16 protein-coding genes are annotated in these 19,839 nt (G+C 36.5%); 3 read left to right on the forward strand and 13 right to left on the reverse strand.

Annotation, left to right across the window (positions count from 1 at the left end):
- Window position 1: 1 nt before the first annotated feature.
- The 8 genes from FD20_RS01615 to FD20_RS01650 form a co-directional block, all read right to left on the reverse strand.
- Window positions 2–1,153 carry a PDZ domain-containing protein gene (locus FD20_RS01615; RefSeq protein ID WP_057735832.1) on the reverse strand — a complete coding sequence of 384 codons (1,152 nt, stop codon included), beginning with the start codon at window positions 1,151–1,153 and terminating at the stop codon, window positions 2–4.
- Window positions 1,154–1,408: 255 nt separating this feature from the next.
- On the reverse strand, window positions 1,409–2,296 hold the full coding sequence (gene ftsX, locus FD20_RS01620) for a permease-like cell division protein FtsX (protein ID WP_057735833.1): 888 nt from the start codon (window positions 2,294–2,296) through the stop codon (window positions 1,409–1,411).
- Window positions 2,277–2,972 carry a cell division ATP-binding protein FtsE gene (gene ftsE / locus FD20_RS01625; RefSeq protein WP_057735834.1) on the reverse strand — a complete coding sequence of 232 codons (696 nt, stop codon included), beginning with the start codon at window positions 2,970–2,972 and terminating at the stop codon, window positions 2,277–2,279. The genes ftsX and ftsE overlap by 20 nt, the downstream gene beginning before the upstream one ends.
- Before the next feature lie 97 nt (window positions 2,973–3,069).
- A protein-coding gene (gene prfB, locus FD20_RS01630) for a peptide chain release factor 2 (protein WP_157060817.1) occupies window positions 3,070–4,189 on the reverse strand; the annotation gives its coding sequence in 2 pieces (ribosomal slippage) (window positions 3,070–4,116 and window positions 4,118–4,189; 1,119 coding nt in all).
- Window positions 4,190–4,247: 58 nt separating this feature from the next.
- Entirely contained in the window at window positions 4,248–6,611 is a 2,364-nt protein-coding gene (gene secA / locus FD20_RS01635) for a preprotein translocase subunit SecA (RefSeq protein WP_057735836.1), read from the reverse strand.
- Between the two features lie 235 nt (window positions 6,612–6,846).
- On the reverse strand, window positions 6,847–7,401 hold the full coding sequence (gene hpf / locus FD20_RS01640) for a ribosome hibernation-promoting factor, HPF/YfiA family (RefSeq protein WP_057735837.1): 555 nt from the start codon (window positions 7,399–7,401) through the stop codon (window positions 6,847–6,849).
- Between the two features lie 139 nt (window positions 7,402–7,540).
- Window positions 7,541–8,233, reverse strand: coding sequence for a ComF family protein (locus FD20_RS01645; RefSeq protein ID WP_057735838.1), 693 nt, complete (start codon window positions 8,231–8,233; stop codon window positions 7,541–7,543).
- Window positions 8,230–9,558, reverse strand: coding sequence for an ATP-dependent helicase ComFA (locus FD20_RS01650; RefSeq protein WP_057735839.1), 1,329 nt, complete (start codon window positions 9,556–9,558; stop codon window positions 8,230–8,232). Before FD20_RS01650 ends, FD20_RS01645 begins: the two co-directional genes overlap by 4 nt.
- Before the next feature lie 53 nt (window positions 9,559–9,611).
- Between FD20_RS01650 and FD20_RS01655 the strand changes: the two genes are divergently transcribed.
- Window positions 9,612–10,262: a YigZ family protein gene (locus tag FD20_RS01655; RefSeq protein WP_057735840.1), complete on the forward strand. Its 651-nt coding sequence runs from the start codon at window positions 9,612–9,614 to the stop codon at window positions 10,260–10,262.
- 174 nt (window positions 10,263–10,436) lie between these two features.
- Here FD20_RS01655 and FD20_RS01660 read toward each other — a convergent pair whose 3' ends face one another.
- From FD20_RS01660 to groES, 4 genes are all read right to left on the reverse strand, one after another.
- Window positions 10,437–11,564, reverse strand: coding sequence for a glycosyltransferase family 4 protein (locus FD20_RS01660; RefSeq protein ID WP_057735841.1), 1,128 nt, complete (start codon window positions 11,562–11,564; stop codon window positions 10,437–10,439).
- A 342-nt stretch (window positions 11,565–11,906) separates the two neighbouring features.
- Window positions 11,907–13,736, reverse strand: a complete 1,830-nt coding sequence (locus FD20_RS01665; protein WP_057735842.1) for an APC family permease — start codon at window positions 13,734–13,736, stop codon at window positions 11,907–11,909.
- Between the two features lie 325 nt (window positions 13,737–14,061).
- Window positions 14,062–15,693 carry a chaperonin GroEL gene (groL, locus tag FD20_RS01670; protein WP_057735843.1) on the reverse strand — a complete coding sequence of 544 codons (1,632 nt, stop codon included), beginning with the start codon at window positions 15,691–15,693 and terminating at the stop codon, window positions 14,062–14,064.
- 63 nt (window positions 15,694–15,756) lie between these two features.
- A complete protein-coding gene (gene groES / locus FD20_RS01675; protein ID WP_057735844.1) occupies window positions 15,757–16,041 on the reverse strand; it encodes a co-chaperone GroES in 285 nt (94 codons plus the stop codon).
- Window positions 16,042–16,227: 186 nt separating this feature from the next.
- On the opposite strand from groES, the gene FD20_RS01680 reads away from it, so the two are divergent.
- Window positions 16,228–16,860 (forward strand): CPBP family intramembrane glutamic endopeptidase, encoded by a 633-nt coding sequence (locus FD20_RS01680; protein ID WP_057735845.1) that lies wholly within the window; start codon window positions 16,228–16,230, stop codon window positions 16,858–16,860.
- 93 nt (window positions 16,861–16,953) lie between these two features.
- Here the strand turns inward: FD20_RS01680 and FD20_RS01685 are convergent, their stop codons facing one another.
- On the reverse strand, window positions 16,954–17,607 hold the full coding sequence (locus FD20_RS01685; RefSeq protein WP_057735846.1) for a redox-sensing transcriptional repressor Rex: 654 nt from the start codon (window positions 17,605–17,607) through the stop codon (window positions 16,954–16,956).
- Window positions 17,608–17,835: 228 nt separating this feature from the next.
- Here FD20_RS01685 and abc-f point away from each other — a divergent pair, with 228 nt between their 5' ends.
- The gene (gene abc-f, locus FD20_RS01690; RefSeq protein WP_057735847.1) at window positions 17,836–19,785 is read left to right on the forward strand and encodes a ribosomal protection-like ABC-F family protein; all 1,950 of its coding nucleotides are present in this window, start codon (window positions 17,836–17,838) and stop codon (window positions 19,783–19,785) included.
- The last annotated feature ends 54 nt before the right edge of the window (window positions 19,786–19,839 follow it).

Genomic DNA, 19,839 nt, shown 5'->3' on the forward strand with positions numbered 1-19,839 from the left:
ATTAATGGAATATAATCAGTCCTATCTCATGTGGAGAATCCGCGAAGATAGCACTCTCCGCTAATTTCAGATCTCCTTCATAGGTCCGTACCCTAAAATGACAATACGTTGAATCCAGTTTCAATGCTTTGTATAATTCCTCTTCATTTGTAACGTTAACACCATTACAAGATATAATGATATCTCCTACCTTTAAATTCATTTTAGCGGCTGGGGTATGCGGTTGAACGGCAATAACTCGCACGCCATTATTAGTTTCCGCGTACCAGCGGCCTGCACGTTGGTCTCTTTTTCTACTTATAAAAGATTGAATCCCTAAGAAAAGAAGCATTAGGAGCAACCCGGGGATAGATAATTTGGGCAAGAAAATGGATATAACACCCCAAATTATGCTGTAGCCTAGCCAAAAAAAAGATTGCTTTCGAATTTTACCCACAGCTTCTGCCAATGGCTGTCGCCAAAACTTAACTGCACCTGTAACCCAAAAGGGTAAAATAAAAAGTTCAAATTTCTGTCCATGAATTGAAAGTAGCGGCCAAAAGCTAAGTACACTATGAAATAAATCACCTGGCACCAAAACCAGCAAAGGTACCAGCACCGATTCATGCCATTCATACTGCACAAGTCGCCGCCCACGCTTGCCATTGTGAATGCTTGGTATAAGTGAAAATTGATTAACTCGCCGAAGCATTAAATATCTAAACAGGAAAAAAAGCGCACATAGAACAAAAACAGAGCTGCCACTGGCATACAGAAAGTGTTCATCAAGATTGATTAATTTAAAAACAGTTTGATTTTTAAAAATAGTTTGATTTAATAAAAATAGAAGTGGCAAACTGCCTATTAAGCAGAAAGCTGCTGTATTAGCAAACAGATATAACAGTAATCCAAAACAAATCAAAATTTCATATATTATAATCCACTGCATTGGAATCATTGTACCAAAAAGAAATGTAAGCACAGACCCCACTATACAAAAAAAGAATCCATTTTTTATGAGATGTCTTCCTTCATAGAAGTCATGATTAATTGCTATTCGAAAATTCACCCGTTCATTTTTTATCCGTTTTTGATATGAAATGAATGTGATCAAGATAGACATCCATAAAGCAGGCTGTACAAAAAGATATAAAAATAATTTAAAAACCCACATTTAAGTTTCATCCTCCTAAGATAACGCTTATTCACAGTATAGCAATTTATATCTTCAAGCACAAAATTCTCATCAATACAAAAAGAAGGTACTGAGTCAAAATATAAATTTTGACTCAGTACCTTTATTATACAAACTAACGTTTTTCAACAATCATATTTTTTTAATTTAACTCAGCACTATCCCAAGCTGTGTCCCATTTTCATAGGTAATGTTCAAAACCTAACGACTATTGGCATACTTCTTTCAGAGCCATTAAATTTTCAAAAATTTTCTCATCGAAAGACCTGAACCGATAGCACCTATCAAAATACCAATCAAAATCATTAAGATATCAATTTGAACCAAAAAAATTCCTGGTGAAAGTAACCGATAACCTGTACTTGCTAAGGATGCAGAAAGTATTCCGTGAATCCACGCATATCCAATATCGACTACAATAATTGGCAATATCGCACCAAACAATCCTGTCCATGCGCCCTCAAGAATAAAGGGCCATCTAATAAAACTGTTAGTAGCTCCCACAAGTCGCATAATGGAAATCTCATTGCGCCGCGATAAAATTGTAATTTTTATTGTGTTTGAAATCAAAAAAACTGCTACAAAAAGCAATAATAAGCTGATTCCCATTCCCCACTTTTGAATTCCATCCACAATCTTGAATAGCTTTTTCGCAGATGCACCACCATACTTTGCATCATACACATGTTTCATCTTGCGAACCTCTTTAGCAACTTTTACAGTTTGTGAAGGTTTCTTTGTTTTAACGACATAAACATCATTCAACGGGTTATCATCGCCACCAAAAAGCTTAAACTCATTACCATAACTTCCGACAACATTTTTCAATTCTTGTTCTTTGCTTGAAAACTTAATATTATGAACACTGTTCAACCCACTCAGTTGTTTCTTCAATACTTCACGCTGTTTTGATGTTGTTCCACGATCAATTAATACACGGACTTGCACATCATTTTCAATATCAGCAGCGATCTTATTAACATTCATTATGATCGACAGCAAGACACCTACAAGGAGCAGCGTAACAGTAACTGCACTAAAAGCTGCAACCGACATCCAGCCATTACGTTTCAAGCTCTTAAAACTTTCCACAAGATGTCTTTTAACGGTTATTGCTTTCATCCTTGTAGCCTCCCCTCTTCTGATCACGAATAATTCTGCCGTCATCAATTTCAAGCACACGATGCTTGCGTTCATTCACAATGGAACTATTGTGAGTAGCCATAACAACTGTTGTTCCTTCTTTATTTATACGTTCAATAATTTCCATGATGTCGTTTGCCGTATTCGGGTCCAAATTGCCCGTTGGTTCATCGGCAATCAAGACACGCGGCTTATTCGCAATTGCACGCGCAATCGCGATTCTTTGCTGCTCGCCACCTGAAAGTTCATTCGGAAACATAGTCGTTTTATCAGTAAGTCCTACCAATTCTAAAACACGTTCAACTCGTTCCTTAACTTCCTCAGGACTTTTTTCAATTACTTGCTGTGCATAAGCTACATTCTCAAAGACAGTCAGTCTAGGTAACAACTTAAAATCTTGGAAAACGACCCCTAACTCGCGCCGCAGAAACGGTACCTCTTTATTTTTGATTTTTTCAAGTTCAAATTCATTTATTTTTATTTGACCGGATGTCGGCATTTCCTCTCGATACATCATCTTAATAAAAGTTGATTTACCGGCACCACTAGGCCCAACAACATAAACAAATTCCCCCTGCTTAATGGTGATATTAAAATCATTTGCCGCAATGACATTATTATCATATTCTTTAAAAACATGTTTAAACTCAATCAAAGGGATGTTCCTCCTTATTTTCTGATACACACCACAGTATTATATCATTTATAAGGTTCGTAATATTTCAAAAATATTACAAATAAGTTTCAATTTTTTAGCTAGGATTATTTTCTTGGAGTTTGTACTGCAGGTAAGCATTAATAAATTCGTCCAGTTCGCCATCCATTACACCTTGGACATTCCCAGTTTCATAACCTGTTCGATGATCCTTGACCATTGAATATGGATGAAAAACGTATGATCGAATCTGTGAACCCCAGCCGATATCCAACTGCTGGCCTTGAATTTCAGCTTTTTTCTTTTGTTGTTCCTCTAATTTCAACTGATACAACTTAGACCTTAACATGCTCTCGGCCGTAGCTCGATTTTGAAATTGCGACCTCTGTGCTTGACTAGAAACAACAATTCCTGTGGGAATATGGATCAGACGCACTGCTGAAGACGTTTTGTTAATATGTTGACCACCCGCACCGCTTGATCTGAAAACTTCCATTTTAATATCATCGGAACGCAATTCAACATCAACATCATCATTCAACTCTGGCATAACATTAACTGATGCAAAAGATGTATGTCTTCTTCCGGCAGCATCAAAAGGAGAGATACGAACTAACCGATGAACTCCTTTTTCACTGCGCAGGTATCCATATGCATTATCCCCTTTAATCAGTAGGGTTACACTTTTAATTCCAGCTTCATCTCCTGCTAGGTAGTCTAATGTCTCGACTTCAAAATCATGTTGTTGTGCCCAGCGGGTATACATTCTCAAAAGCATAGAACCCCAGTCCTGCGACTCGGTTCCACCTGCCCCCGGATGTATTTCCACAATTGCATTGCTGTGATCGTACTTGCCGCTCAGTAAGAGTTCAAGCTGATATTTTTGAAGCCTTTTTTGCGTCTTCTTTACTTTCTGATCCAATTCAACTAAAAGATCCTCGTCCTCCGGTTCAGACTGTAGGAGCTCACATAGAACTTCCAATTCTTCAACAGCTTCAGCCAGAGCATTAAAATTGTCAAATTTACCTTTTAATCCATTATTGATTTCAATTATTTTTTGTGCGGCAACTTGATCGTTCCAAAAATCAGGATCAGCCATCTTTATTTCATTTTCAGATATTTTTTCATTAAGGGCATCTAAGTCAAAGAGACCCCCTAAAGTCTGCGACTTGTTTTTTCATTTTTTCAATACTGTGCTTATATTCACTAAATTCCATTTTAGTTTCTCCTTCAAAAAAGGGCTGGGACATTTATGTCTCAGCCCCTCACTATTAATTACCGCTTAATGTCTTGACGAATTTCAGCCTTTAAGAATAAACGGGTAACATCATACTCGATATCTCCCACCATTTGTTCGAACATTCTGAAACCATCTGTTTGATACTCAACTAATGGATTCAATTGCCCATAACCACGCAATCCGATTGATTGACGTAACTGGTCCATTTGATCAATATGGTCGGTCCATTTTGAATCAACAACTCTAAGGATGACGACTTTTTCAAATTCAAGCATCTGATTTGCATCATACAGTTGCTTTTCCTTGAGCGCATAATTACCTTCAGCACGGTCCATCAAATAATCAATAATTTCTTCTGGCTTTTTACCTTCTAAATCACTAATTGAAATGCTGTCCTCATTGGTCATTGCAGCAATCGCAAAATCTAAAATGGCTTGCAAATTCCACTCCTTTTGCTCTTTTTGTGTATGCATTTGAACAAAGTGTTCAACTGTTCGCCTAATCATCTGCATAACAACAGGTTTCAATGACTTTTCTTCCATAATCACCTGCTGCCTCTGGGCATATATAACCTCACGCTGCTCACGCATAACATCATCATACTGCAGAACCTGCTTACGTGTATCGTAATTATTACCTTCGACTCGTTTTTGAGCAGCTTCAACTTGACGTGAGATCATTTTACTTTGAATAACCGCATCATCATCATCTACTTTAAATCTTTCAAGTATTGCCTTGACTCTTTCCGAACCAAAACGCAACATCAGATCATCCTCTAATGAAAGGTAAAATTGCGTCAATCCAGGATCACCCTGTCGGCCAGAGCGGCCACGCAACTGATTATCGATACGTCGAGACTCATGACGTTCAGTACCAATAACAGCCAAACCGCCAAGCTCTCTAACGCCTGGTCCCAGTTTAATATCAGTCCCTCGTCCGGCCATATTGGTTGCTATTGTGACAGCTCCACGTTGCCCAGCGTTCATGATAATCTCTGCTTCTTTAGCATGATTTTTGGCATTTAAAACAGCATGTGGAATTCCTTCTTTATCTAGCAGCTGCGCAAGTAATTCAGATGTTTCGACAGCCACTGTCCCTACCAAGATCGGTTGTCCTTTTTCATGTCTTGTTTTAATGTCCTCTACTACAGCTTTGAACTTACTTTTTAATGTCGGGTACAGTAAATCTGGACGATCTTCACGCAAAACAGGTTTATTTGTCGGAATTGAAGTTACTTCCATGTTATAAATTTCGCGAAATTCTTCCTGTTCAGTTTTAGCAGTACCTGTCATTCCAGCTATTTTTTTATACATCCGGAAAAAGTTTTGATACGTAATATTAGCCATTGTCTTTGTTTCTTGTTGAATATCAACATGTTCTTTAGCTTCTATTGCTTGATGTAATCCGTCCGAGTAACGCCGACCTTCCATAATACGACCAGTAAACTGGTCAACAATCAATACTTCTCCATCCGAGACAACGTAGTCCTTGTCACGTAACATAATGAAATTAGCCCTTAACGCATTATCTAAATGATGCGTTAAAGCTGTATTATCTGGATCATATAAATTTTCAAGGCCAAAATATTTTTCGGCTTTCTGAATTCCTTCTTCGGTCAAAGAGACAGTTTTTGACTCTAAGTCAATCTTATAATCATTTTTCTCTGTCAATGTCTTAGCAAAGCGGTCTGTTCTCGTATAAAGAGTCGTTGACTTTTCAGCTTGCCCTGAAATAATCAATGGGGTTCGCGCTTCATCGATTAAAATCGAGTCAACTTCATCCACAATGACAAAGTTTAACGGTCTTTGAACCATATCCTCGCGATAGACGACCATATTATCTCGCAGATAATCAAAACCAAGTTCACTGTTTGTTGAATATGTTATGTCGCATTTGTATGCTTCTCTCTTCTCATCAGGTGTTTTGTTGGAGACGTTCAATCCAACCTTCAAACCCAGCCAAGTATACAGTTCTCCCATTTCAGTCGCATCACGCGAAGCTAGGTATTCATTCACCGTTACGACATGAACGCCTTTGCCTGCCAATGCATTCAAATAAACAGGCATCGTAGCCGTTAACGTTTTACCCTCGCCAGTTTTCATTTCAGCGATATTACCTTCATGAAGTACAACTCCACCATAAATCTGTACTCTAAAGGGATAAAGTCCTAAGACACGCTTGGCTGCTTCGCGAATAGTCGCAAAAGCCTCTGGTAGCAAGTCATCTAAAGTTGCACCTTCATTAAATCGATTTTTTAATTCTGGAGTCTTTGCTTTTAACTCTTCATCACTTAATGCAGACATATCTTCAGCATATGCCTCGACCTTGTCTGCTATTTTACTTAAACGTTTGATTTCACGCTTATCACTTTCAACCCATTTTTTAAGGACATTAACCATGTCATAATTCCTTTCTAAAAACGCTCTTTTTCATTCAACTAAAATAGATAGTTGTTTTCAAAGTTAGTATGCTGCTCTTTATTCTAGCATTTTTTAATTCGATTTTAAACATGTAGCATTGTTTTAGACATGTCCATTAAAAAAAACAAAAAAATAAGCAAAGATCAGGTTGTGCTTATATCTCCTCACACCAATCACTTGCCTATTTAATAAAACTATTCTAAATCAACTTTTACTAGTTTTCGCTTGCTTCAATCAAACCATAACGACCATCCCTGCGGCGGTAAACAATATCGATTCCACTTGTTTCCGCATCTTCATAGATAAAGAAATTATGTCCAAGCATATCCATCTGCAAAACGGCTTCTTCACTATCCATTGGTTTCAAAGATACCCTTTTAGTACGCACGATATCGAATTTCTTTTCTTCCTTTTCAGCCTCTTCTCCTGCTGTGTCTGGAATCTGAAATTCTTTAAATCCTTTTTCACGTGATTTTCTATTAATTTTTGTTTTGTATTTTCTAATTTGACGTTCCAGTTTATCAGTAACCAAATCAACGCTGGCATACATATCAGGTGAGGTTTCTTCAGCTCTCAATACCAAATATGGTAATGGAATAGTAACTTCTACCTTTGAAGTTTTGTCTGAATAAACTTTTAAATTCACATGGGCCGTTGAATTTGATGTATCCTCAAAGTATTTTTCAAGCTTATTCAATTTCTTCTGAACATAACCTCGAATAGCATCTGTTACCTCGATGTTTTCTCCACGAATATTATATCTTAGCATAACAAACCTCTCCTTTCACAACTACGCACCGCATTTTCATGCGCAACAAGTGCTTCTGGTTCTCACTTATCTATGCTACTTATATTATAAAAGAAAACGTTGTATTTAACAAATAATATCTTCTTAAATTATTCTAAATTTAACGTGCCAATGTGAAAGAACGAATATCTCGCGCACCCTTCTTAACCAGAATTTCTTTTGCATAATATAAAGTTCTACCAGTCGTATAAACATCATCTACTAGCAGTATCTTTTTGCCCGCAACATCTATTTTGTCAATATATTCAAATGGTTGTTGCGTTTCCAATCTTTGTTTTCGTGTTTTGTGAGACTGCTTAATTCGCTCAGGAACCTCCTTCATTTTTAATATTTCATCAAATGGCAGTGACTGCAACAAACCTGTTACTTGATTAAAACCCCTTTCAGCCAAAGTTAGAGTGTCTACAGGAATAGGGACATATATCCAACCTGAGTTATAGTAATCTCTAATATTTTGTTCAAAATCTTTTTGAAATATATGATACCAATAATAATCACCCTTAAATTTATACTCTTCCATGAAGTTCTGCATTGCTTCATTATAAGTAAAGACCGCTCGGTTTCCGAGTAGTTTCTTTTCCCCCGTTTTTTCCCAACGAATACAGTCATAACACAAATTTGTTTTTTCCTGTTTTCGACCACATCCTTGACAGCGCTCTTCGTTTCGAATTAAAACAAATTTTTTTAGGCAATTTTCACACAAATATTTTTCTTGTATCTTTCTAAAAGAAAAAAGCCATGCAAAATTCACCTGCTCAAACATTGTTTGCTGACAAGTTAAACACTTCTTCATTTTAACAGTTGCCTCCCTTTTCTATTCAAAAAAGAGATCTCTCTGAGAGCTCCTTTTACTGCACGTGTAGATGTTTGACATAGAAAAAAAACATCACCAAATGGGCGACTAGAACTCCGACCAACTCTTCCAGCAATTTGGACCAACGATGACTTGGTAAAGACCTTATTCTCAGCACCTAATACAAGCACATTTAAATTTGGAAAAGTTACACCTCTTTCCAAAATAGTGGTCGTAATCAAAAAATCCAATTCCCCTTTTCGCAACTTAGTCACTTTTTCAATACGCTCTGGATCATTGGCATAAACCGTAGTTCCACGGGTATCAGAAACCAAATATTTCCTCACAGTTTTATAGACTTTCTCCAATAATGAAATTTTGGGTACAAAGATTAAAAATGGAAAATTTGCTTTGCTCCATTTCATGATAATTTTCGCCATTTTATGTGGCAATTTCTGCTTTCTGAGTTTTGATTCCCAGCCACGCACAATACTGACTTTTGGAAAAGGCAGTATGTGTCCGTGATACCGCACCGGCAGATAACTGAAAGTTAACTTTTTCTTTCTGACGTCGGCTAACAACTTTTTTGTTGGAGTTGCGGTTAGAAAAATCAATGCACTCTCTTTTTTACGAGATACCTTAACTGCATGATTCAGCATTCTATTATTTACGAAAGGAAAAGAATCGACTTCATCAATTATCAAAACATCGAAAGCTTGATGAAAGTTGAGTAACTGGTGAGTCGTACATATTACAATTTGTGTGTACCGATATTTTTGTTTCTGCTTTCCGTGCAGTAGAAGAATATCTACTTGTTTAAAAGACGTTTTCAAACGAGGAAATAATTCATTACAAACGTCAACACGAGGGGATGCTATACAAATACGCATTTTTTTTAAAATAGCATATTCCAAAGCATTAAATAGCATTTCTGTTTTCCCAGCTCCTGTCACAGCCCATAATAAGTGAGAGCTTTTGCTTTCAACAACATGTTTTAATTCTTTTGCAGCTTGAGATTGAAGTAATGAAAGTTTTCCATCCCAACTTAATGGATTAAAATTCTGAGTAAACTTGTTAGGCTCAGGTATAGTGTATAATACATTTAAAGTACTGATTCTGCCTAAAATTTTACATTTTGGACAGAAATACTGTTTATTAGGAAGGGTGCCTCGCTTTTTTGCAGTTTTCTGCCCGCAACGATTACAGATAATTTGTTCCACTCTGATTTGAATCGCGGGCAGAATATGCTCAGCATGCAAATTCATTTGATTTAATTTTGCTTTTTCCACAATATATAATCTGCCAAAAAATTCACTTTTATCCACCTACGTTTCCCCCTTCAACTTAAAATTACGCAATTTAAGGAGGTTTATACTAAATGATCAATTCATATCTAACTATTAAAGAAACTGGCCATGTTAAGATTGAAATAAAAAAATCTGATTTCATTTGCAGTATTGCACGCACAGAGACTGAAGATGAAGCCCAAAGTTTTCTTGCAGCTATAAAAATGCAGTATCCTAAAGCAAATCACAATTGCTTCGCTTATGTCATTGGAGCACACAATCAAATTCAACGCGAAAGTGATAATGGTGAACCTTCTGGAACAGCTGGAGTTCCTATTCTTGAAGTTTTGAAAAAAAACGAATTAAGAGATGTCACTGCTGTAGTAACCCGCTTTTTTGGAGGAATTAAACTAGGTACTGGCGGCCTGATTCGTGCTTACACACAAGCTGTTTCAACGGCCATTGTTAATATTGGTGTAGTTAAGTGCGTTCTTCAAAAGGTCCTTTACATCACAATTTCTTACTCACAACATAATCGTTTAAGAAACTTTCTCGAGAAAAATAACATTACTCTCTTAAACACAGAATTTACGGAGATTATTACTGAACAGATTACCGTAAATATTGATGAATTAGCTGCTTTTAAGGAAAAAGTAATTAATTTGTTAAATGCGCAGGTCAAGTTCAAAGAGGGACCTGAACAATATGTTGAAATTATTCACCACTTACATTCACAAAATTAAATTAACAGTTTTATTCTCATATTTTAATTCTTTTTTATTATAAACAAAGACACCGAAACAAATTAATTTGTCTCAGTGTCTTTGTTATTTTTTTAAAATCAATGAAGGGCTCTAAAGTCCCGCCCCATATTCTAAATTTACTTTGGATTTCCAAATCTTAATGTGTTCAAGGAATCACTGATGCTTATCTTTATTTTTGTTTTTTTTGCCTAAATGGTTTGATATCCTGCTTTCTTTTTTCATCATTTTTCCAATCCAATTCAGCAATGGTCGCCGCTGACTTCCAACCAGCCCAATCGATTCAACAAACAGTTCCAAGCCCAATAGTGTTGCAACTGTCAACAAAATTGAACCGACAACATTTGAAATTGGGTATAACAAAGAAATAAATGAAAAAATTAAAGCAATACCATAAATAACCAGTACAGTCTGTGTATGCGATAACCCCATTTCCATCAGCCGATGATGTAGATGATGCTTATCAGCTTGCGAAATAGGTTTCTTATTTAAAACTCTTCGTAAAATCGCATAAACAGTATCTGTGATAGGTACTCCCAAAATAATTACTGGGATTACAATTGTAATGAATGTTGCATTTTTCAACCCATAAAGTGAAAAGACAGAAATCATAAAACCAATAAAAAGCGCACCTGTATCGCCCAAATAAATTTTGGCAGGATGAAAATTAAATGGTAAGAAGCCAATTAACGCAGCCACTAATGTAAACATCATGATAGAAACAAATGTGCTTGTCACATTCAGAAAGAAAAAACCTGTTAACCCACTTGTGAAGAGCGCAATAATTGAAACCCCGGTTGCTAAACCATCAAGTCCATCTATTAAATTAATTGCATTTGTAATTGCTAAAATCCACAATACTGTAATTGGGAGGCTCAGCCAACCCAAATTCAATGTACCAAAAAAGGGTACAGTCAGTGTCGTCATTCTAACATGTGCGAAGAAATATACAATCAAAGCTGCTAAGGTAATCCCCATAATTTTTTGTTTTGGTTTTAATTCATAAATATCATCAATAATTCCTGTTGTAATAATTACACATTCGGCAATAAACAAAATCCAAACCTGATTTGTCGGGTATTGTTTTCTTAACAGGAAAAAATTTGCAGCACTAAACGCAATAAAAATCGCCAAGCCACCCATCGTGGGCATTGGAACTTTATTGACACGTCTTGTATTGGGATTATCAACTGCTCCCACTTTAAAGGCCAGTCTGCGTATCAACGGCGTTAATATCAAAGATAACAGGGCCGTCGCAAATAAAGATACCATAATCAAATACATATGCCGTCCTCTTTCTTTTATAATCATCCAAAAAAGAACTCATAATCAATATTAAAAATTGCTCTTGGACTAGCTGAAGCCTATTATAGCATAGATAGTACCTCATTTATGCAAACATTAGCAAACTTAATTCTTTTGTGGCTGAAAAACTTTACAGGTTAAGATCACTGCACCAGAAAATATATTAATTCACAGAAACTATATGAAAGTACAAAATTGCATGCAATAAGCCTCCCAAAGTTAGAAAATAAACTTCAGAGGCTTATTATGGCATTCAATTGACGAACGCAAAATTTATTTAGTACATGCTAAGTCCAAAAAAATATCTACTGTTTTTCAAAGTTACTTTTTCAAATGATAGCTATAAGTAGCGACAATTATATTTTCACGTGAATTCAAAACAGCCCTCAAACGCAAACTGGTCTGATTATGCAAAATATTTTGCCATGGTTTGCGTGGAACAAACTGCGGTACTAAGACCGTTGTCGTAAAATTCTTCTCCGCTGAGTTCTTCGCGATTACATCGCAAAAACGCAAAACAGGTGAAGCAACTGAGCGATATGAAGAATGAAGATCAACAAAACGAACATCAGGAAATGATTCTTTGAATTCATTAGCCGTCTCATGTTCTTTTTTAGGATTGGTATCAAAAGAAACGTGCATTGCTATAACGTAATCCCCAATGGAACGAGCATAATTGATTGCTCCGGTAGTTACGTGTGTTACTGAGCTGACCAATACAATTACTGTTGAGCCATTATACGCATGTAAATTTGCTTCCTGACGCAGTCTCAATTGGGTAGCCACAGTAATATAATGATCATGAATTTTATAGAATAAATAGATTAACACTGGCATAATTAGAAGATATGGCCAAACATTTCCAAAATGCAACCAGAATAGAAAAATAACTAGGGCAAGCGAAATGAACGCTCCTAAAAAGTTGAACAGTAAGTTTAAAATCCAGTTACGCCCTCTTTCACGAAGCCAGTGAATGATCATTCCTGATTGCGAAAGCGTAAATGGGACAAAAACTCCAACTGCATACAGTGGAATTAACAAACTTGTCTGTCCATGGAAAATCATAATCAACACAATTGCACCGACTGCCAAAGAAATTATTCCGTTCGAGTACGCTAAGCGATCACCCTTATCCATATACATATGCGGCATAAACTTATCTTTTGCAAGATTATATGCCAAGATTGGAAAGGCTGAAAATCCAGTGTTGGCAGCAACTGCCAATATCATCGCCGTTGAAAGCTGTAGCAAATAGTAAAAAATGCCATGCCCGAAAACGGCCATTCCGATTTGAGAAAGCACTGTTTCTTTAGAGTTAGGCATTATCCCTAAATAGTAACTCAAGAAAGTCACACCAGCAAAAAATCCTGCCAAAACAATTGCCATGATTGCAAGCGTATTAGCTGCATTTTTTCTCTTAGGCTTCTTAAAGTTAGGAACGGCATTGCTGATTGCTTCAACACCAGTTAATGAAGACGAACCCGCAGAAAATGCCTTTAAAAAAAGAACTACCGACATTCCAGGAACAACACTTCCCACAGGAGCAGCAGCTGCATAATTAAGCTTCCCAGTTGCTATATTGAAGAGCCCCCAACAAATCATCGAAACTAACAAAATAATGAACAAATAAACAGGAATCGTTAAGAACGAAGCCGACTCACGCATTCCTCTCAAATTAAGCGTCATAATAAATAAAACAATAATAATTGCAATTGCAACACTATGTCCTCTTAAAAGTGGTATCGCAGAAGTAATTGCTTCTGTCCCCGACGTTACCGATACCGCAACAGTCAGCATATAATCAACCAACAATGATCCTCCAGCGATCAAGCCAACAGAGGTCCCCCAGTTTCTCGTAGCAACCATATATGCTCCGCCGCCTGATGGATAGGCATGGATGATTTGTCGATATGACATCGTAATCGCAAATAACAAAACAAGCACGATCCCGGCAGCGGGAATTGCATACCAAGTCGCTGCCGCAGATAAAACCACTAGAACAGCAGTAATTTGTTCTGTACCGTAGGCAACTGACGATAATGCGTCTGATGAAAGCAACGCCAAGGCTTTGAACTTAGTCAATGATTGTCCGCCCTCATCAGTTGTCTTCAACGGTTTTCCTATCAGAAGCCGCTTTAAATAACGCCACATTTTACCTTACTCCTTTTATATCCTTACTGAAAAGCTTATTTTTAAAATCAAGTAAGTTTATTCTACACCCGTTTGATAATAAAAGATATGTCGAACAAAACTCTTTGAAAAACTCCGAAATTCGATTCGGGTATTAAAAAAGAAGCCTGTCTATTCAGTTCGTTTAAGACTGATTACCAACACCTCATTCAATCAATCTATCACATTTTACCTGCCGATGCATCAATTTTTAATGTAAAGGACAAAGTTTTCAAGTTCGAACTATAAAACAAAAAAGCTAAGGCACGCAGCCTTAGCTTTCTTTTGTTACAAATAAAGATAGTTTCTACATCATTCCGCCCATACCGGCACCTGGTGCTGCGGGTGCTGCTGGAGCTGCAGATTCTGGTGCTGGTTTATCTGCGACAACGGCTTCCGTCGTCAATAACAATGCAGAGACACTAGCAGCATTCTGTAAAGCAGAACGAGTTACCTTGGTAGGATCAACAATTCCTGCTTCAACCATATCAACCCATTCATTCGTAGATGCATTGTAGCCAATGCCTTCTTTTTGAGCCTTTAATTTCTCAACAATTACAGAACCTTCAAGACCTGCATTTTCAGCGATTTGGCGAACTGGTTCCTCTAAAGCACGTCTAACAATATTAACACCAGTTTGTACATCACCAGACGCCTTAATTTCAGAAACCTTATCAATAGCATCGATCAGAGCTGTACCACCACCTGGTACAAAACCTTCTTCAACCGCTGCACGTGTTGCATTTAAAGCATCTTCAATACGATACTTGCGTTCTTTAAGTTCGGTTTCAGTTGCAGCACCAACTTTAACTACAGCAACCCCGCCAGCAAGTTTAGCTAATCTTTCTTGTAATTTTTCACGATCAAAATCAGATGTTGTTTCATTGATTTGTTTCTTGATCGTTTCAACTCTTTCAGCAATCAATGACTTGTCTCCAGCACCTTCAACAATTGTTGTCTTATCTTTTGTAACTGTGACTTTGCCAGCAGAACCTAATTGATCGATCTTTGTATCTTTGAGTTGCAATCCAAGATCATCGGTAATAACAGTTGCCCCTGTCAATGTGGCAATATCTTGTAGCATTTCCTTGCGGCGATCGCCAAAACCAGGTGCCTTAACAGCAACTACGTTAAACGTTCCCCGAATCTTATTTAAAACAAGTGTCGGTAATGCTTCACCATCAACATCATCCGCAATGACAAGTAAAGGACGACCTTGTTCAACAATTGACTGCAAAAGATTCAAAATTTCTTGAATATTTGAAATCTTCTTATCTGTAATCAAGATATATGGATTGTCAAGATCAGCTTCCATTTTATCATTATCAGTTACCATATATTGTGAGAGGTACCCACGATCAAATTGCATCCCTTCAACAACATCAAGTGAAGTATCAATTCCTTTAGACTCTTCGATAGTGATAACTCCGTCATTTCCAACTTTCTCCATTGCATCAGCAATCAGCTTACCGACTTCTTCGTTCGCAGATGAGATAGCTGCAACTTGCGCAATATCACTCTTAGATTCAACTTTATGGGACATCGCATGCAATGCCTCAACAGCTTTTTTTGTAGCAAGTTCAATTCCCGAACGGATACCAACTGGGTTAGCGCCCGCCGTTACATTTTTCATTCCTTCATTAACAATTGCTTGTGCTAAAACAGTAGCTGTTGTTGTACCATCACCAGCAATATCGTTAGTTTTAGAAGCAACTTCTGAAACTAATTTTGCACCCATATTTTCAAAATGATCATCAAGTTCGATCGATTTTGCAATTGTTACACCATCATTTGTAATTGTCGGAGAACCATAAGATTGTTCAAGAACAACATTTCTTCCCTTTGGCCCAATAGTTGACTTGACAGTATCTGCCAGCTTATCAACTCCAGCAAGCATTTTTGCGCGTGCATCTTCTGAAAACTTAATTTCTTTTGCCATTAAAATTCACCCCATGATCAAATTAAAATACTTTTTAAAATTTTACAAATCTAATAAATGTCATTAATCTACAATAGCAACAATATCCTTTTCATGGACAACTAAGTATGCTTTTTCTTCATACTTAACTTCCGTGCCAGCATACTTATCAAACAAAACTGTATCACCTGTTTTGACTGATGGAGCTAACTTCTCGCCACTATCAAGAACTCTACCGTCACCAACAGCTACAATTTTACCTGTTTGTGGTTTTTCTTGTGCATTGCTTGCCAAAACAATCCCACCGACAGTTTGTTCTTCTTCTTTTTGAACTTCCAAAACTACTCGATCTCCTAAAGGCTTAAGCACTTTATATCCCTCCAATATTGTATCGTTTAGCACTCATTGTTTCCGAGTGCTAACTACAGTTATTACTATAATCAATTTCAGTTTTAATTGCAACCTTTTTATCACTCTTTATGCTCAAGTGCTAATTTGTTTGTTTGAATGTGCTATACTAGCATTGAATTTCAGTCTTTAGATCGGAGTCTACCTATGAACTTAAAAAATAATTCTTTGCTGCTCACATTGACATACCTTATATCAATGTCTATTCCTAACGTTCTTTTATCTTTTTTTAAAAACAACAATATTTATTATTCAGCAGTTACCTTATGCAGTCTAATTGGAATGCTTGCTATGATTTTTTTCAATACCAAATATTCATTTAATAATATTGTGATGCCTAAAAAAACACATTCTTTAGCAGTAATTGCATGGGGTGTAACGGGTATGGTTACTGCCCTGATACTTCAGCGCATCAGCTTTTTCATTGAAACAAGTTTTTTTCATCAATCAATGGTATCGCAAAACACAGCTGAAACCCTGACTGTACTCAATCACTATCCCTACTACATCTTTTTTGTTGTTTTAGCAGCCCCCATTATGGAAGAATTGGTTTTTCGCAAAGTTCTTTTTGGAAATCTCGGTGCTTTGATAGGCCCTGTAGGATCAGCGTTGATCTCAAGCACACTTTTCAGTATTGCTCATCAAGACGGACACTTTCTTACATATGTCATCATGGGCTTTATCTTTTGTTTCATCTACGCAAAAACTGGGAAAATAATATCTTCAATGCTATCACATGTTCTATTGAATACAATCATTGTTGTACTCAGTCTAATATGATTGGTATCGATAAACTGCTAAAAAGGCAAAAAAAAAGAACCCTTTTGGGTTCTTTATAATATTCTAGGACAATAATAGCTATTATGTAAAAAATTATCCAAGTTTATTTTCGTCTTGTTTACCAAATTTATCTAAGAAATAAATCAAGGTCTGTAGTTCATTAGTCAGATCAACATTTTGAACGCGTACTGTATCTGGAACTGTTATTCTTAAAGGAGTAAAGTTTAAAATACCCTTAACACCAACTTCAACCAATTCATTCGTCACTTCTTGTGCAACTTTCGCAGGAACAGTCAAAATAACAATTTCAATCTGTTGGACTGATAGCTGTTCTTTCATATCGTTCATATGATATACTGGAACACCGCTCTGAATAGTACCTGTGATATCTTCCTTGATATCAAAAGCTGCACTGATGCGTACATTGTTACTTTGATGAAAATTGTAATTTAGCAAAGCATGTCCCAAATTACCCACACCAACAAGTGCAACATTTGTTAATTTATCTTGATTGAGTGTCTTCTTAAAAAAGGCAAGTAGGCTTTCAACGTCATAACCATAGCCGCGCTTACCTAAAGCTCCAAAATACGAAAAATCGCGCCGAATTGTCGCTGAGTCAACCTTTACAGCGTCAGCCAATTCTGTCGAAGAAACACGCTGCTTGCCCGCATCAGATAGAAAATGAAGATAACGGTAATAAATTGGTAATCTTTTGGCAGTTGCATGTGGTATTTTTGATGTTGCCATAATAATCCTCCTTTCCAAATTAAAGTCAAACTTGTTATTATTGTAACATAGACTCTGAAACGTGAGAACAATATAATGCTTTTTATGTGAACAGAATCGTACACCACTTTTTTTAACACAGTCATGCTACACTAAAAAGAATCCACTTGCAATAATTTAAACTCTTATTTTTCTAAATTTTTTAAAATGCATTATAACTTATATGTTAATTGATTAGGAAGTGTGAAAATGATCTTACTTGAAGTTCAACAAGCTGCCCGTTATTTTGGAGCAGATCTTCTTTTTAAAAACGTGAGTCTTACTCTCCAAGAAAAATCACGTGTTGCCTTGGTCGGGCGTAACGGTGTTGGAAAATCGACGCTTCTAAAAATGATCATCGGTCAGCAAAAAACTGATGAGGGTCAAATTATTAAAAAAAAGAACCTCACTATCGGCTACCTTGCACAAGACACCGGTCTCGAATCGAATAATACACTTTATGATGAGATGCTGACCGTTTTTGAAGACCTGCAAAATACCGAACGCCAAATGCATAAGTTGGAAAAAGAAATTGCACAAATGTCAGATAATGTTCAAATAAATCAAAAAAATTACGATAATCTGCTCAAAAAATACGATAAAATACAGCACACTTTTAAGGAAAAAAATGGTTATGGCTATGAATCTGAAATTCGCTCTATTTTGCATGGATTTCACTTTTTTGAAGCAGATTACTCAAAAAAAATTGCATCATTATCTGGCGGTCAAAAAACACGTTTAGCTTTGGCAAAACTCCTTTTGGAAAAACGTGATCTCTTAATTCTTGATGAACCCACAAATCATTTAGACATATCAACTTTAAGTTGGTTAGAAAACTACCTCCAATCCTACAGTGGAGCTTTGCTTATCGTATCACATGATCGCTATTTCTTAGACAAGATTGCAACAGATGTTTATGAACTGACACAACATTCTGTTCAATTTTATAAAGGAAATTATACAGACTATATTCATGAAAAAAGTGAACGAATTCGTCTTCAATGGAAAAAATTCGAAAAGCAGCAAGCTGAGATAGCAAAATTAGAAGACTTTGTTGATCGAAACTTAGCACGCGCTTCAACAACAAAAAGAGCTCAGAGCCGGCGAAAGCAACTTGAAAAAATGGAACGTCTTGAACGTCCCCAAGGTCAGGAAAAAGGTCCACATTTTCAATTCAAAATTGACCAAGAGAGTGGAAATATCGTGTTGATAGTTGAAAATGCTGCTATCGGTCATGATAATAAAATTATCTCAGAACCAATAAACATTGATCTTAGGAAACACAACATCATGGCTGTCGTTGGTCCAAATGGCATAGGAAAATCAACTTTACTTAAAAGTATCCTGAATAAGATTCCCTTCATCAAAGGCCACTGCCAATTCGGAACAAACGTTGATGTTGGATATTACGATCAAGAGTTAAAAAATCTCGATGCTTCCAAAACTGTTTTAAGTGAAATCTGGGATGACCATCCCTTAACTCCTGAAAAAGATATTCGTTCTGTTTTAGGTAGTTTTCTTTTTTCTGGCGATGATGTAAAAAAAATCGTTCACAATTTATCTGGTGGTGAAAAAGCGCGTTTACTGCTAACAAAAATGGCTATGAACAATCATAATTTTCTTGTCTTCGATGAACCTACTAACCATTTAGATATTGACAGCAAAGAAGTTTTAGAAAATGCACTTATCAACTTCGATGGAACCGTGCTTTTTGTCTCACATGACCGTTACTTTATCAATAAAGTCGCTACTAGCGTTCTCGAAATATCTGAAACTGGCAGCGAACTTTTTCTAGGCGATTATGATTATTATGTCGATAAAAAAGAAGAACAAGAACTTATCGCCAATGAAAAAAACAAAAAAGGCAGCTTAGATGTTCCATCAGCTACCTCATCCGCTAAAAACAACTACAAAAACAGTAAAACTGCACAAAAAAAGGAACGCAAGTTAAAACGTGAAATAGCAGCACTTGAGGAAAAAATTGAAAAATTAAGCCAAAATAAATTCGAAATTGAAAAGCAGATGTCTCTGCCAGAAAACTTTTCCGATGTTTCTAAAACACAAGAATTACAGCTTAAATTAGCTGAATGTACAAAACAATTAGATCAAGCCGAACAGTTATGGGAAGAAAAAAGCTTAGCATTAGAAGATAACGATTGACCTTTTTATTCGCTCCGTCAAAAGCTTAGGCCACCACTAAGGTATAAAAACTAA

Source organism: Liquorilactobacillus uvarum DSM 19971, from assembly GCF_001434935.1.
Classification (GTDB): domain Bacteria; phylum Bacillota; class Bacilli; order Lactobacillales; family Lactobacillaceae; genus Liquorilactobacillus; species Liquorilactobacillus uvarum.

Bases quoted from the DNA above. Each gene is read 5' to 3' on its own strand.
- FD20_RS01645 (WP_057735838.1), bottom strand. From the start codon at position 8,233: ATGAAGAAGTGTTTAACTTGTCAGCAAACAATGTTTGAGCAGGTGAAT.
- hpf (WP_057735837.1), bottom strand. From the start codon at position 7,401: ATGCTAAGATATAATATTCGTGGAGAAAACATCGAGGTAACAGATGCT.
- FD20_RS01660 (WP_057735841.1), bottom strand. From the start codon at position 11,564: ATGTATTTGATTATGGTATCTTTATTTGCGACGGCCCTGTTATCTTTG.
- ftsX (WP_057735833.1), bottom strand. From the start codon at position 2,296: ATGAAAGCAATAACCGTTAAAAGACATCTTGTGGAAAGTTTTAAGAGC.
- secA (WP_057735836.1), bottom strand. From the start codon at position 6,611: ATGGTTAATGTCCTTAAAAAATGGGTTGAAAGTGATAAGCGTGAAATC.
- groL (WP_057735843.1), bottom strand. From the start codon at position 15,693: ATGGCAAAAGAAATTAAGTTTTCAGAAGATGCACGCGCAAAAATGCTT.
- abc-f (WP_057735847.1), top strand. From the start codon at position 17,836: ATGATCTTACTTGAAGTTCAACAAGCTGCCCGTTATTTTGGAGCAGAT.
- FD20_RS01615 (WP_057735832.1), bottom strand. From the start codon at position 1,153: ATGTGGGTTTTTAAATTATTTTTATATCTTTTTGTACAGCCTGCTTTA.
- FD20_RS01680 (WP_057735845.1), top strand. From the start codon at position 16,228: ATGAACTTAAAAAATAATTCTTTGCTGCTCACATTGACATACCTTATA.
- FD20_RS01685 (WP_057735846.1), bottom strand. From the start codon at position 17,607: ATGGCAACATCAAAAATACCACATGCAACTGCCAAAAGATTACCAATT.
- FD20_RS01655 (WP_057735840.1), top strand. From the start codon at position 9,612: ATGATCAATTCATATCTAACTATTAAAGAAACTGGCCATGTTAAGATT.
- FD20_RS01665 (WP_057735842.1), bottom strand. From the start codon at position 13,736: ATGTGGCGTTATTTAAAGCGGCTTCTGATAGGAAAACCGTTGAAGACA.